General features: G+C 63.1%; 10 protein-coding genes. All 10 read left to right on the top strand.

What is annotated here, in order from left to right; translation table 11 throughout:
• The first annotated feature begins 46 nt into the window (after positions 1 to 46).
• The 10 genes from yaaA to BLR26_RS07900 all read left to right on the top strand — a co-directional run bounded on the left by yaaA (position 47) and on the right by BLR26_RS07900 (position 14,403).
• The gene (yaaA, locus tag BLR26_RS07945) at positions 47 to 826 is read left to right on the top strand and encodes a peroxide stress protein YaaA (protein WP_045197242.1); all 780 of its coding nucleotides are present in this window, start codon (positions 47 to 49) and stop codon (positions 824 to 826) included.
• A gap of 794 nt (positions 827 to 1,620) precedes the next feature.
• On the top strand, positions 1,621 to 2,937 hold the full coding sequence (locus BLR26_RS07940; protein ID WP_045197240.1) for a nucleotide sugar dehydrogenase: 1,317 nt from the start codon (positions 1,621 to 1,623) through the stop codon (positions 2,935 to 2,937).
• A 63-nt stretch (positions 2,938 to 3,000) separates the two neighbouring features.
• Positions 3,001 to 4,491 (top strand): mannuronan synthase, encoded by a 1,491-nt coding sequence (gene alg8 / locus BLR26_RS07935; RefSeq protein ID WP_176794217.1) that lies wholly within the window; start codon positions 3,001 to 3,003, stop codon positions 4,489 to 4,491.
• Between the two features lie 37 nt (positions 4,492 to 4,528).
• On the top strand, positions 4,529 to 5,695 hold the full coding sequence (locus tag BLR26_RS07930) for an alginate biosynthesis protein Alg44 (RefSeq protein WP_093379721.1): 1,167 nt from the start codon (positions 4,529 to 4,531) through the stop codon (positions 5,693 to 5,695).
• A 12-nt stretch (positions 5,696 to 5,707) separates the two neighbouring features.
• A complete protein-coding gene (gene algK / locus BLR26_RS07925; RefSeq protein ID WP_256326706.1) occupies positions 5,708 to 7,204 on the top strand; it encodes an alginate biosynthesis TPR repeat lipoprotein AlgK in 1,497 nt (498 codons plus the stop codon).
• The gene (locus BLR26_RS07920) at positions 7,201 to 8,682 is read left to right on the top strand and encodes an alginate export family protein (protein ID WP_093379717.1); all 1,482 of its coding nucleotides are present in this window, start codon (positions 7,201 to 7,203) and stop codon (positions 8,680 to 8,682) included. Before algK ends, BLR26_RS07920 begins: the two co-directional genes overlap by 4 nt.
• Positions 8,683 to 8,700: 18 nt before the next feature.
• Positions 8,701 to 10,266 (top strand): mannuronan 5-epimerase AlgG, encoded by a 1,566-nt coding sequence (gene algG / locus BLR26_RS07915; RefSeq protein ID WP_093379712.1) that lies wholly within the window; start codon positions 8,701 to 8,703, stop codon positions 10,264 to 10,266.
• A 13-nt stretch (positions 10,267 to 10,279) separates the two neighbouring features.
• Entirely contained in the window at positions 10,280 to 11,689 is a 1,410-nt protein-coding gene (locus BLR26_RS07910; protein ID WP_093379709.1) for an alginate O-acetyltransferase, read from the top strand.
• 7 nt (positions 11,690 to 11,696) lie between these two features.
• A complete protein-coding gene (locus tag BLR26_RS07905; RefSeq protein WP_093379706.1) occupies positions 11,697 to 12,806 on the top strand; it encodes a mannuronate-specific alginate lyase in 1,110 nt (369 codons plus the stop codon).
• Between the two features lie 139 nt (positions 12,807 to 12,945).
• The gene (locus BLR26_RS07900) at positions 12,946 to 14,403 is read left to right on the top strand and encodes an MBOAT family O-acyltransferase (RefSeq protein ID WP_093379701.1); all 1,458 of its coding nucleotides are present in this window, start codon (positions 12,946 to 12,948) and stop codon (positions 14,401 to 14,403) included.
• Positions 14,404 to 14,412 lie beyond the last annotated feature (9 nt).

Below are 14,412 nucleotides of genomic sequence, written 5' to 3'. Positions count from 1 at the left end.
GCCCCCGCCCCGTAGAATCGGCGCCACGAATAAAGGAGCCGACCTGATGCTGACGGTGATTTCCCCCGCCAAGACCCTCGACTACGACACCCCGCCGGTAACCCAGCGCTACACCCAGCCGCAGTACCTGGATGATTCCCAGGAACTGATCGTGCAGTTGCGCGAGCTGTCGCCGGCGCAGATCAGCGAGCTGATGCACCTCTCCGACAAGCTCGCCGGGCTCAACGCCGCGCGCTTCGGCAGCTGGACGCCAGCCTTCACCCCGGACAACGCCAAGCAGGCGCTGCTGGCGTTCAAGGGCGACGTGTATACCGGGCTCGACGCGCAAAGCCTCAGCGAAGACGACTTCAGCTACGCCCAGGAGCACCTGCGCATGCTCTCCGGGCTGTACGGCCTGCTGCGCCCGCTGGACCTGATGCAACCGTACCGTCTGGAGATGGGCACCAAGCTTGCCAACGCCCGCGGCAAGGACCTGTATGCCTTCTGGGGCACGCGCATCAGCGAGTGGCTGAACCAGGCCCTGGCCGAGCAAGGCGACGACCTGCTGCTGAACCTGGCCAGCAACGAGTACTTCAGCGCGGTCAAGCGCAATGCCCTCAAAGCGCGGGTGATCAACACCGAGTTCCGCGACTTCAAGAACGGCCAGTACAAGATCATCAGCTTCTACGCCAAAAAGGCCCGCGGCATGATGAGCCGCTTCGTGATCCAGGAACGCATCAACGATCCCGAGCAGCTCAAGCAGTTCGATGTGCAGGGCTACTACTACAGTGCCGAGCTGTCGAAGGCCGACAACCTGGTGTTTCTGCGCGATCACGCGGACGAGTAAAAGCTTTCGCGGGGCAAGTCGGGCCGCCGCATCGCCGCTCCTACCCGTCGGAGTGGGAGCGGCGATGCGGCCCGACTTGTCCCGCGATAAATACGCCACAATCCTGGCGCCAAAAAACCACCCTTCTAGCTTTATCGCAAAACGCCATAAGACCGTTCGTAATTTTTTGACGAATTTTGAAAAAAAAATTTCCGGTACTGGCATAAAAACATCCCACCTCGAGTTCGTCCTTTATATACAGGGACGAAACTGACAAGTGCTATCAAAGTGAAAGTATGGCCATCAGATAAAATATTAAAAAATCTTTCACGGCCCCTGAACCGCCCCCGGAACTTATCCCTTCAGCCATCGCTCATACCACCCGTAACGATTCTCGAGCATTATGTGAGAGATGACCTACAGCATTGATTGGAGTGCACAGTCATTGTGCATCCAGACAACTTTGACTTGAGTGTCGGTCACCCGACCCACAGTTGAACCCAGGAGAAACGCGCCCCTAAAAATCGTCCTTGTGGTTGATTTCAAAGGATTTTATTCACTTGAAAGAACAAGCACTGCAGTTTCGGGTAACCGATCTGCAATAAAGACGGCTGCATAACAGGGCACGCCCATAATTATTGGCCTTTGGCTGCCAACTTTAAGTGCAACGACTTTTGCACTTGATATTTATATGCCTGCACACGGTGAAGTGACATCTTTCTGCCACGCCTCCGTGTGCCCGATAACTGCTGGTTAATCAACCCGGTCTGGCTCTATTTATTGAGCCGGCGTGATAAACACATGAGGTGAATGCGATGCGTATCAGCATCTTTGGTTTGGGTTATGTGGGTGCAGTCTGTGCTGGCTGCCTGTCGGCACGTGGCCATGAAGTGATTGGCGTCGATGTATCCACCACCAAGATCGACCTGATCAACCAAGGCAAATCGCCGATTGTCGAACCGGGGCTCGAAGCCCTGTTGCAACAGGGTATCGACAATGGCCGCCTGCGTGGCACCACCGATTTTGCCGCGGCAATTCGCGACAGCGACCTGTCGATGATCTGCGTCGGCACGCCAAGCAAGAAGAACGGCGACCTGGGCCTGGAATACATCGAGTCGGTGTGCCGCGAAATCGGCTTCGTACTGCGGGAAAAATCCAGCCGCCACACCATCGTGGTACGCAGCACCGTGCTGCCGGGCACGGTGAAGAACGTGGTGATCCCGATCCTCGAAGACTGCTCGGGGAAAAAAGCCGGCGTCGACTTCGGCGTAGCGGTCAACCCGGAATTCCTGCGCGAAAGCACCGCGATCAAGGACTACGACCAGCCACCCATGACCGTCATCGGCGAACTGGACAAGACCAGTGGCGACCTTCTGCAATCGCTGTACGAAGAACTCGACGCGCCGATCATCCGCAAGGACATCGAAGTGGCCGAGATGATCAAGTACACCTGCAACGTCTGGCACGCCACCAAAGTTACCTTCGCCAACGAGATCGGCAACATTGCCAAGGCGGTCGGCGTCGATGGTCGTGACGTGATGGATGTGGTCTGCCAGGACAAGGCCCTGAACCTTTCGCAGTACTACATGCGCCCGGGCTTTGCCTTCGGCGGTTCGTGCCTGCCCAAGGACGTGCGCGCGCTGACCTATCGCGCCGGCAGCCTGGACGTCAAGGCGCCACTGCTCAACTCGCTGATGACCAGCAACGAGTCGCAGGTACAGAACGCCTTCGACATCATCGAAAGCCACGACAAGCGCAAGGTCGCCCTGCTCGGCCTGAGCTTCAAGGCCGGTACCGACGACCTGCGCGAAAGCCCGCTGGTGGAGCTTGCCGAACGCCTGATCGGCAAGGGCTACGAGCTGAACATCTACGACAGCAACGTCGAGTATGCGCGGGTCAACGGCGCCAACAAGGAATACATCGAGTCGAAAATCCCTCACGTGTCGTCGCTGCTCAATGCTGACTTCGAGCAGGTGATCAACCACGCCGACGTCATCGTGCTGGGCAACCGCGACGAGAAGTTTCGCGCCCTGGCCCAGCAGGCGCCCGCCGGCAAGCAGGTCATCGACCTGGTCGGTTTCATGAGCAAGGCCTCCTGCCCGAGCAGCCGTACCGAAGGTATCTGCTGGTAACCCGCAGGTTGCGCGGGGCCGCCCGGCCCCGCGCGCCATCAACGCCCCTTCCATTCGATACGGATGCAGAACATGCACAGGCTCAAGCACGGCCTGCTACAGGTCGCCGGTTGGCTGTTCTACGTGAGCCTGCTCATGTTGATCGCCCTGGCCTTGCCCAACTCCATTTTCGACCCCGACTCGAAGGACTTCATTTTCCTGGTCGGCGCCGTCGGCATCTGGCGCTATTCCATGGGTGCCACGCACTTTGTCCGCGGCATGCTGTTTCTCTACGTGGTCTACCCCTACCTGCGGCGCAAGGTGCGCAAGCTCGGTAGCGCGGCCGACCCATCTCATGTGTACCTGATGGTCACCAGTTTTCGCATCGATGCCCTGACCACCGCCCAGGTCTACAGCTCGGTGATCCGCGAAGCGATCGACTGCGGCTACCCGACCACTGTGGTCTGTTCGCTGGTGGAAATGTCCGACGAACTGCTGGTGAAAAGCCTGTGGGAGAAATACAACCCGCCGCAGCGCGTGACCCTCGATTTCGTGCGCATTGCCGGTACCGGCAAGCGCGACGGCCTGGCCTACGGCTTTCGGGCCATCTCCCGCCACCTGCCGGATGAAAACGCCGTGGTCGCGGTGATCGATGGCGACACCGTGCTCGGCGAAGGCGTGGTGCGCAAGACCGTGCCCTGGTTCAAGCTGTTCAGCAATGTCGGCGGCCTGACCACCAACGAATTCTGTGAAGTACGTGGCGGCTACATCATGAGCGAGTGGCACAAGCTGCGCTTCGCCCAGCGCCACATCAACATGTGCTCGATGGCCCTGTCCAAGCGCGTGCTGACCATGACCGGACGCATGTCGGTGTTCCGCGCCGCCGTGGTGACCAACCCCGAGTTCATCGCCGACGTCGAGAACGACTCGCTGCAGCACTGGCGCCTGGGCCGCTTCAAGTTCCTCACCGGCGACGACAAGTCGAGCTGGTTCAGCCTCATGCGCCTGGGCTACGACACCTTCTACGTGCCGGACGCGGCGATCAACACGGTCGAGCACCCGCCGGAAAAGAGCTTCATCAAGGCCAGCCGCAAACTGATGTACCGCTGGTACGGCAACAACCTGCGGCAGAACTCCCGCGCCCTGGGCCTGGGCATCCGCCGCCTGGGCCTGTTCACCAGCGTGGTGCTGTTCGACCAGCGCGTGTCGATGTGGACCAGCCTGCTGGGCCTGACCGTCGCGGTGATCGCCAGCCTCAAGTTCGGCCCGGCGTTCCTGCTGGTGTACCTGCTGTGGATCGGCATCACCCGGCTGATCCTGACCCTGATGCTGTTGTGCTCGGGCCACAACATCGGCCCGGCCTACCCGCTGATTCTTTATTACAACCAGATCGTCGGCGCGATCATGAAGATCTACGTGTTCTTCCGCCTCGACAAGCAGTCCTGGACCCGCCAGCCCACTGCCCTCAAGCGCGACCTCGCCAGCTTTCAACAATGGTTCAACACCTGGTCCTCCCGGACCATGACCTTCTCGGCGGCCAGCATCTTCATTGCTGTGCTGTTCATGGTCGTGTGAGCCGGAACCCGATTGGATTAAACAGGAACAAATCGCCATGAATACCGCCGTGAACGTCAATGTCGTGCATGAGTCCGAAGCCCAGCGCCAGCACGCCCGGGTACGCATCCCGGCCAAGCTGCGCTACCTGGGGGAGAACCGCGAAACCCTCGAAGTGAAGGTCGACGACCTTTCCGCCGGCGGCCTGAGCTTCCATGCCAAGCACCCGTTGAAAGTCGGCGAAGTGCTGCGCGGGCGCTTGCAGTTCACCGTCGACAAGCTCGGCCTGGCGATGGACATCGAGTTCCAGGTGCGCTCCTTCGACCCCTCCAGCGGCCGCGCCGGCGTGCAGTTCCAGAACCTCGAACCCCGCGACATCGCCACCCTGCGCCACATCATCACCTCGCACCTGTCGGGCGAACTGATCACCATCGGCGACGTACTCAGTACCCTGCAGCGCGACAACTTCACCAAGGCGCGCAAACAGAAAGACGCCAGCGGCGGCATGAGCGCCTTCGGCCGCTTGCGGGCGGTGACCTTCAGCCTCGGCGTGTTCGTGGTTGGCGTTGCCGCCTTCGGCTTTATCGCCAAGTCGGTATACGGCCTGTACTTCGTCAGCCATGCCCAGGCCGGGGTGGTCAGCGTGCCGACCAGCAACGTCACCATGCCCCGCGACGGTACCGTGCAGGGCCTGGTGGAGAGCGGCGGCCAGGTGGTCAAGGGCGCGCCATTGGCCTCGTTCAGCACCAGCATGCTGGACATGCTCAAGGGCCACCTGGATGACCAGCAACTGGAGCCGGCCAAGGTCGAGGAGCTGTTCGGCAAACAGATGAGCGGCACCCTGACCAGCCCCTGCGATTGCGTGGTCGCCCGCCAGCTGGTGGATGACGGCCAGTATGCAAGCAAGGGCCAGGTGATCTTCCAGCTGGTCCCGCGCACCACCATTCCCACGGTCGAAGCGCGCTTCAGCTACCGCCAGTTCGACGACGTCAAACCAGGCTCGCGCGTGCACTTCACCGTCGCTGGCGAAGAGCAGACCCGTACCGGGCAGATCGTCAGCAGTAGCAGCCTGAACAGCGAAGACCTGTCCTCGGACATCCGCGTGCAGATCAAGCCGGACGAATCGCTGCCCAGCGAACTGGCCGGCCGCCCGGTGGCGGTAGACAGCAATCGAGGCCCGTCGCTGGACTGGCTGATCGATAAAGCCGTGGCCCGTGGGCTCTAAGAGGATCTGCCCATGAATATGCTCAACACCCCAACTGTGGGAGCGGGCTTGCCCCGCGATGAAGCCCCTCAATTCCCCAAAGCGTTGTGCTCGATCGCGGGGCAAGCCCGCTCCCACAGTGGCACCCTTCTCGGCCTGGCCCTGGCCATCAGCCTGGCCGGTTGTGCCGGCCTGCCCGACCAGCGCCTGGCCAATGAAGCGCTCAAGCGCGGCGACACCGCCCTGGCCGAACAGAACTACCGCCAGCTCGCCGACCTCGGTTACAGCGAAGCCCAGGTGGGCCTCGCCGATATCCAGGTGGAAACCCGCGACCCGGCCAAGCTCAAGGAGGCCGAAGCCACCTACCGCGCCGCCGCTGATATCTCGCCGCGCGCCCAGGCCCGCCTCGGCCGTTTGCTGGCGGCCAAGCCGGACGCCAGCGAAGCCGAGCGCCAGGAAGCCGAAACCCTATTGAAAAAAGCCTTCGCCAATGGCGAGGGCAACACCCTGATCCCGCTGGCGATGCTCTACCTGCAATACCCGCAGAGCTTCCCCGGCACCAACGCCCAGCAGCAGATCGACACGTGGCGCAGCGCCGGCTACGCCGAAGCCGGCCTGGCCCAGATCCTGCTGTACCGCACCCAGGACAGCTACGACCAGCACCTGGACGAGGTCGAGCGCATCTGCAAAGCGGCGCTGAGCAGCACTGACATCTGCTACGTGGAACTGGCCACCGTCTACCAGAAGCGCGCCCAGCCCGAGCAGCAAGCGGCGCTGCTCGAGCAAGTCAAAAGCGCCTACCAGCGCGGTGCAATCCCGGCCACCCGGGTCGACAGCGTGGCCCGCGTCCTGGCCGACCGCAGCCTCGGCCAGACTGACGAGAAAACCGCCCAGGCCCTGCTTGAGCAGGTGGCGCCGGTCAACCCCGGTTCCTGGGTCAGCCTGGCGCAGTTGCTCAACGACTTCCCGGAGCTTGGCGACACCGACAAGCTGATGGAATACATCGACAAGGGCCGCGCCGCCGAACAACCGCGCGCCGAACTGCTGCTAGGCCGCCTGTACTACGAAGGCAAGACCGTGCCGGCCGATGCGCAGCAGGCCGAAACTCATTTGCTCAGCGCCGCCAACGCCGGCGAAGTCAGCGCCCATTACTACCTGGGCCAGCTGTATCGCCGCGGTTACCTGGGCAGCGTTGACCCGCAAAAGGCCGTCGATCATCTGCTCAGCGCTGCCCGCGGCGGCCAGCTCAGCGCCGACTACGCCCTGGCCCAGTTGTTCAGCGAAGGCCACGGCATTCGCCAGGACCTGGTCAACGCCTGGGTGTTCAGCCAACTGGCGCAAGCCAACCCCAGCGATCAGTCGCGCGAGCTGGCCGCCCAGCTTGACCAGCAACTCACTCCCGCGCAAAAAGCCCAGGCCGAGCGCCTGCTGCAGCAAGAGCGCCAGGCCCGTGGCGCCATGGGCCCGGGTGCCGATGCCCTGGCCCTGCAGGCCCAAGCGCAACCCGAACAAGGCGAGGACTCCCTATGACACTCAATCCGTGGATGAAAGCAGGCGTAGGCCTGGGCTTCGCCCTGCTCTGGTCGTGCCCGACCCTGGCGGCAATGACCGCTGAAAAGAACTTCGGCCTGGACGTGAAGATCACCGGCCAGTCCGAAGACGACCGCGACCTGGGTACCCGCTCCGGCGGCGACGTCAACGGCCTGGGCCTGGACCTGCGCCCCTGGGTGTACGGCGAGCGCGGCAACTGGAGCGCCTTTGCCATGGGCCAGGCGGTGGCCGCCAGCGACATCATCGAGACCGACACCCTGCGCCAGTCCGGCGATGAGGCCGAGTCCGACAGCGGCCGCGCCCATGGCCGCGAAGCCGATAAAAGCTACCTGGCCATGCGCGAGTTCTGGGTCGGCTACAGCGGCCTGACCGCCTACCCCGGCGAGCAACTGCGTTTTGGCCGCCAACGCCTGCGCAACGACGACGGCATGTGGCGCGACACCAACATCGAAGCGCTGAACTGGACCTTCGACACCACCCTGCTGCGCGCCAACCTGGGCGTGGCCGAGCGCTTCAGCGAGTACCGTACCGACCTCACCGAGCTGGCGCCGGAAGACAAGGACCGCCTGCACATTTACGGCGACGTTGCCACGCAGTGGACGCCCGGGCACTGGGTCGGCCTGCGCGCCCACCACACCCACGACGACGGCAAGCTGAAAAATCCCGGCGAAACCGTCGACGCCCTGGACAAGACCCGCACCGGCGACCTCACCTGGCTGGGACTGGAAGCCAACAGCGACGCCTATAACTGGCGCAACCAGAACCGCGTCAACTACTGGGGCAGCCTGACCTGGCTGAGCGGCGATCGCGACAGCCTCAACACCACCACGGTCAACGGCGAGCAAGTGGCCAGCGGTAAGCAGAGCGGCGACGTCAATGCCTGGGCCACCGACCTCGGTATCCGCCTGCGCCTCGATCCCAACTGGCAGGTCGGCGCCGCTTATGCCCGCGGCAGCGGCGGCGGTGGTAGCGACGGTTCAGGCAACTACGAGCAGACCGGCCTTGAGAGCAACCGCTCCAACTTCACCGGCACCCGCTCGCGCGTACACCGCTTCGGCGAGGCCTTCCGTGGCGAACTGGGCAATGTCCAGGCGGCGACCCTGTTCACCTCCTGGCAACTGCGCGACGACTACGACGCCAGCCTGATCTACCACAAGTTCTGGCGCGTCGATGGCGACCAGAACATCGGCAGCAGCGGCATCAACGCCGTGGTCGAGGACAACGGCATCAACCGGCCGCTGATCCAGGGCGAGAAAGACCTCGGCCAGGAGATGGACCTGGTGGTCACCAAGTACTTCAAGCAGGGCCTGTTGCCCGCCGCGCTGAGCCAGTCGATCGACGAGCCGTCGGCACTGGTGCGCTTTCGTGGCGGCGTGTTCAAGCCCGGTGATGCCTATGGCAAGGAAGCGGACTCCTACATGCACCGCGCTTTCGTCGACGTGATCTGGCGCTTCTGACGCCTGGGGTGCAATCAAATGAGCCATCAACCGAACAAGCTCCACGCCTTATTGGCCGGCACCCTGCTGCTGGCCAGCAGCATCGCCCTGGCCAACGGCCAGGCGCCGACGCCGGTGGCCAAGGAGCTGCAGCAGGCCAAGACCTACACGGTCAGCAGCGCGCCGATCGAGCCGCTGCAGATCCCGGCGCCGACCCTGCCCGACCTGTCCGGCTATAGCGCGCAAGCGGTGCAGAAAAAGATCGACCGCTCGCACAAGGGCAAGGTCTCGGTGCGGCGCATGCTCCAGGAAAACAGCCTCAAGGAGTTCATCGGCGGCGACAACAAGATGGCCGAATGGGTGGCGCGCCAGCATGGCATTCCCCAGGCGATCTTCATCGACGACGGCCATGTGAACTTCACCGAGCTGAGCAAGCAGGTGCCCGCCCAGTACCTGCGCGAAACCGCGCCGGGCGTGTACCTGGCGCGCCTGCCGATCGTGGTCGGGCAAAAAGGCGTGCTCGAGATCGACGCCAAGGTCAAGGAACTGCGCCTGTCCCAGGAGGGTGGCGCGTTCATCGTCAACGACGGCAAATTGTTCGTCAGCGACACCCGGGTGACTGGCTGGCGCGAGAAAGACAACGGCCCGGCGACCTTCCGCTCGCCGAAGGAATTCCGCCCGTTCCTGCTGTCGTGGGGCGGCACCGAGACCTACATCGTCAACAGCAAGATGGCCAGCTTCGGCTATGCCAAGAGCAAGTCCTACGGCGTGAGCATTTCTCAGTACACGCCGAACATGGCCAAGCAGATGGGCCGCCCGGAACCCACCGGCTGGATCATCGGCTCCGAGTTCAGCGACATGTGGTACGGCTTCTACTGCTACGAAACCAGCGACTTCGTGGTCAAGGACAGCACCTACCGCGACAACATCGTCTACGGCATCGACCCCCACGACCGCTCGCACCGATTGATCATCGCCGGCAACACCGTGTACGGGACCAAGAAGAAGCACGGCATCATCGTTTCACGCGAGGTCAACGACAGCTGGATCATCAACAACAAGAGCTACGACAACAAGCTCTCGGGCGTGGTCATCGACCGTAACAGCGTCAACAACCTGATCGCCTACAACGAGATCTACCGCAACCACACCGACGGCATCACCCTGTACGAGAGCGGTGACAACCTGATCTGGGGCAACAAGCTGATCAGTAACCGCCGCCACGGCATTCGCGTGCGCAACAGCGTCAACATCCGCCTGTACGAGAACGTCGCCATGGCCAACGGCCTGGTAGGCGTCTACGGGCACATCAAGGACTTGTCCGAGACCGACCGCGACATCGCCCTCGACCCGTTCGACACCAAGGTCTCGCTAATCGTCGTCGGCGGTGAGCTGGCGGCCAACGGCAGCGGCCCGCTGTCGATCGATTCGCCGCTGAGCGTGGAGCTGTACCGGGTGTCGATGCTGGCGCCGAGCAAGGCCAGCGGCATCAGTTTTTCCGGAGTACTGGGCGATCGCCAGGACGAGATTCTCGACCTGATGGTGCGCCAGGGCAAAGCCGTGCTGATCGATCCGGTCGAGCGCCAGACCGAAATGCTGGACTGAGGAAGCCAATCCTATGCAACCACAACTGACCAAGCTGCTGAGCCTTTGCGGCCTCGCCACTGCCCTGCTGGCCATCAGCGCCGGCGCCTCGGCCGAACAGGTCCAGGCACCGGACTTCACCGCCGAGCCGTGCTGCCAACTGTGCCCGCAGGCCCACGACGCCAGCCGCTACACCACCCGCTACCAGCAGAACTTCACCACCCTGGTGCAAGCCCAGGGCGACTGGCTGTTTCGCACCCGCGAAGACCTGCGCACCGAATTCGACACCTCCCCGGCCGGCTACCGGCGCCTGCAGCAGTTGCACGATGCGTTCAAGGCCAAGGGCGTGGAACTGGTGATCGTCTACCAGCCGACCCGCGGCCTGGTGAACCGCAACATGCTCAAGCCGGCCGAAAAGGCCGCGTTCAATTACGCCAAGGCGCTGCACAACTACCAGGCCATGCTCGGGCGCTTCAGCCAGATGGGCTACACCGTGCCCGACCTGTCGCCGCTGACCAACGAACAACTGGCTGCGGCCGACCAGGGCAAGGACTTCTACTTCCGTGGCGACCAGCACTGGACCCCGTACGGCGCCGAGCGCGCGGCAAAAATCGTCGCCGACAGCGTGCACAAGATGCCGGCCTTCGCCGACGTACCCAAGCGTGAGTTCGAGAGCCACAAGTCCGGGCGCATGGGCAAGACCGGCACCCTGCACAACGTCGCCGGGCAGCTGTGCGGCACCAGCTATGCGGTGCAGTACATGGACCAGTTCGTCACCGAGCCCAAGGGCGAGAGCGGCAGCGACGACCTGTTCGGCGACTCCGGCAACCCGCAGATCACCCTGGTCGGCACCAGCCACAGCGGCAAGAACTACAACTTCTCGGGCTTCCTTGAGCAGTACATCGGCGCCGACGTGCTCAACGTCGCCTTCCCCGGCGGCGGCCTGGAAGGCTCGATGATCCAGTACCTGGGTAGCGAAGACTTCCAGAACAACCCGCCGAAGATCCTCATCTGGGAATTCTCGCCGCTGTACCGCCTCGACCAGGAAACCATCTGGCGACAGATGCTCGCCCTGGTCGACAACGGCTGCGAAGGCAAGCCTGCGCAGATGAGCGCCAGCACCGCGCTCAAGCCGGGCAAGAACGAGCTGATGGTCAACGGCCGTAACGGCGTGATCAAGGACCTGACCAATGGCCGCCACCAATTGGATATCCAGTTCGAAGACAAGTCGGTCAAGACCCTGCAAGCCACCCTCTGGTACATGAACGGCCGCCACGAAGACCTGAAGATCGAGAAGCCGGAAACCGCCGACACCGATGGCCGCTTTGCCTTCGAGCTGCGCGAGGATGAGGACTGGGCCGCCCAGACCCTGCTCGCCGTCGAAATCCAGGGGCCGGAAAGCGGCAGCCAGAAAGTCGAAGCCACGCTGTGCAAACGAAAGTGAGGCGCCTATGAAAAATTTCAGCACATCCCCTGTAGCAGCGCTCGCACTGGCGCTGGCCCTGTACGGCCCGGCCGCGCACGCCGCCGGGCTGGTCCCTCCCCAGGGCTATTACGCCGGGATCGAAAAACTCAAGACCGGCGACAGTGACTTCAAATGCGCAGCCATCCCCACGCCCTACACCGACAAGCTGCAGTTTCGCAGCAAGTACGAAGGCTCGGACAAGGCCCGCGCAACCCTGAACAAAGCCTCGGAAAAGGCCTTCCGCGACTCCACCGCGAGCATCACCACCCTCGAGCGCGGGGTCAGTAAACAGGTCATGCAGTACATGCGCGATGGCCGCCCGCAACAGCTCGATTGCACCCTGGAGTGGCTGAGCAGTTGGGCCAGCGCCAATGCGCTGATGTCCACCGACTACAACCACACCGGCAAGTCGATGCGCAAATGGGCGCTGGGCAGCCTCAGCTCGGCCTGGCTGCGCCTGAAGTTCTCCAACTCCCAGCCGCTGGCGGCGCACCAACAACAGGCCGAACTGATCGAGAAATGGTTCGGGCGCCTGGCCGACCAGGTGATCAAGGACTGGAGCGACCTGCCGCTGGAGAAGATCAACAACCACTCCTACTGGGCGGCCTGGTCGGTGATGGCCACCGCCGTCGCCACCGACCGCCGCGACCTGTTCGACTGGTCGATCAAGGAATACCGCGTGGCCGCCAACCAGGTCGACGCCCAGGGCTTCTTGCCCAACGAGCTCAAGCGCAAGCAGCGCGCCCTGGCCTACCACAACTACGCCCTGCCGCCGCTGGCGATGATCGCAAGCTTCGCCCAGGCCAATGGTGTCGATGTGCGCCCGGAAAACAACGGCGCGCTCAAGCGCCTGGGTGAGCGGGTGCTGTCGGGCTCGAAAGACCCGAGCCCGTTCAAGGCAAAGAACGGCGAGAAACAGGACATGGACGACCTCAAGATCGACAGCAAATACGCCTGGCTCGAGCCCTGGTGCAGCCTCTACAGCTGCAACAGCGACGTGCTCGGGCGCAAGCACGACATGCAGCCGTTCAAGAGCTTCCGCCTGGGCGGCGACCTGACCCGGGTCTATGACCCGCAGGCCGAACAGAAAAAATGAGCTAGGACCTATCGCGGGTCAAGCCCGCTCCCACAGGAGCGCGGCGAACCCGCAATGCTTTAAACACTGCCCCCCGCGTTCCGACATGGGGGGGTTGGGGGGCTGCTGCCCCGGTTGCTAACGACAAGGAGAGATCGGGATGGTGTTTTCATCCAACGTGTTTCTGTTCCTGTTCCTGCCGATCTTTCTCGGCTTGTACTACCTGAGCGGGCAACGCTATCGCAACGCCCTGTTGCTGCTGGCCAGCTACGTGTTCTATGCCTGGTGGCGGGTGGACTTCCTGGCGCTGTTTGCCGGGGTCACCCTGTGGAACTACTGGATCGGCCTGAAAGTCGGCGCCGCCGGCGTGCGCAGCAAGCCGGCCCAGCGCTGGCTGCTGCTGGGGGTTGCGGTCGACCTGGGCATCCTCGGCTACTTCAAGTACGCCAACTTCGGCGTCGACAGCATCAACGCGATCATGACCTCGTTCGGCCTTGAGCCGTTCATCCTCACCCATGTGCTGCTGCCGATCGGTATCTCGTTCTACATCTTCGAGTCGATCAGCTACATCATCGACGTGTACCGCGGCGACACCCCGGCGACCCGCAACCTGATCGACTTCGCCGCCTTCGTGGCGATATTCCCGCACCTGATCGCCGGCCCTGTGCTGCGCTTCAAGGACCTGGCCGACCAGTTCAACCACCGCACCCACACCCTCGACAAGTTCTCCGAAGGCTGCACGCGCTTCATGCAGGGCTTCATCAAGAAGGTGTTCATCGCCGACACCCTGGCGGTGGTCGCCGACCATTGCTTCGCCCTGCAGAACCCGAGCACCGGCGACGCCTGGCTCGGCGCCCTGGCCTACACCGCGCAGCTGTACTTCGACTTCTCCGGCTACAGCGACATGGCCATCGGCCTGGGCCTGATGATGGGCTTTCGCTTCATGGAGAACTTCAAGCAGCCGTACATCAGCCAGTCGATCACCGAGTTCTGGCGGCGCTGGCATATCAGCCTGTCGACCTGGCTGCGCGACTACCTGTACATCACCCTGGGCGGCAACCGCGGCGGCACCTTCGCCACCTACCGCAACCTGTTCCTGACCATGTTGCTGGGCGGCCTGTGGCACGGCGCCAACTTCACCTACATCGTCTGGGGTGCCTGGCATGGCATGTGGCTGGCGATCGAGCGGGCCCTGGGCATCAACGCCGCGCCGCAGCGATTCAACCTGGTGCGCTGGGCCTTCACCTTCCTGCTGGTGGTGATGGGCTGGGTGATCTTCCGCGCCGAAAACCTGCACGTCGCCGCACGCATGTACGGCGCCATGTTCAGCTTCGGTGACTGGCAACTGTCGGAGCTCAACCGCGCCAGCCTCACCGGCCTGCAAGTGGCAACCCTGGTGCTGGCCTACGTGACTCTGGCGTACTTCGGCCTGCGCGACTTCTATCGCAACGCCAGGCCCGCGCCCAAGACCAGCCCGGTGGCCGTGCATGCCGACGGCAGCCTGAGCCTGGACTGGGGCCTGTACGCCACCCGCGCGTTGGTGCTGCTGCTGTTCGTGGCCTCGATCCTCAAGCTCTCGGCGCAAAGCTACTCGCCGTTCCTCTACTTCCAGTTCTGAGCGAGCCGA

The organism is Pseudomonas sp. UC 17F4 (assembly GCF_900101695.1).
Lineage (GTDB): Bacteria > Pseudomonadota > Gammaproteobacteria > Pseudomonadales > Pseudomonadaceae > Aquipseudomonas.
Note: the sequence above shows the minus strand (reverse complement) of the source record. Positions and strands in the feature narration are given on the sequence as shown.

Excerpts from the sequence above, each read along its gene's own strand:
- yaaA (WP_045197242.1), top strand. The coding sequence starts at position 47 with ATGCTGACGGTGATTTCCCCCGCCAAGACCCTCGACTACGACACCCCG.
- BLR26_RS07940 (WP_045197240.1), top strand. The coding sequence starts at position 1,621 with ATGCGTATCAGCATCTTTGGTTTGGGTTATGTGGGTGCAGTCTGTGCT.
- alg8 (WP_176794217.1), top strand. The coding sequence starts at position 3,001 with ATGCAGAACATGCACAGGCTCAAGCACGGCCTGCTACAGGTCGCCGGT.
- BLR26_RS07930 (WP_093379721.1), top strand. The coding sequence starts at position 4,529 with ATGAATACCGCCGTGAACGTCAATGTCGTGCATGAGTCCGAAGCCCAG.
- algK (WP_256326706.1), top strand. The coding sequence starts at position 5,708 with ATGAATATGCTCAACACCCCAACTGTGGGAGCGGGCTTGCCCCGCGAT.
- BLR26_RS07920 (WP_093379717.1), top strand. The coding sequence starts at position 7,201 with ATGACACTCAATCCGTGGATGAAAGCAGGCGTAGGCCTGGGCTTCGCC.
- algG (WP_093379712.1), top strand. The coding sequence starts at position 8,701 with ATGAGCCATCAACCGAACAAGCTCCACGCCTTATTGGCCGGCACCCTG.
- BLR26_RS07910 (WP_093379709.1), top strand. The coding sequence starts at position 10,280 with ATGCAACCACAACTGACCAAGCTGCTGAGCCTTTGCGGCCTCGCCACT.
- BLR26_RS07905 (WP_093379706.1), top strand. The coding sequence starts at position 11,697 with ATGAAAAATTTCAGCACATCCCCTGTAGCAGCGCTCGCACTGGCGCTG.
- BLR26_RS07900 (WP_093379701.1), top strand. The coding sequence starts at position 12,946 with ATGGTGTTTTCATCCAACGTGTTTCTGTTCCTGTTCCTGCCGATCTTT.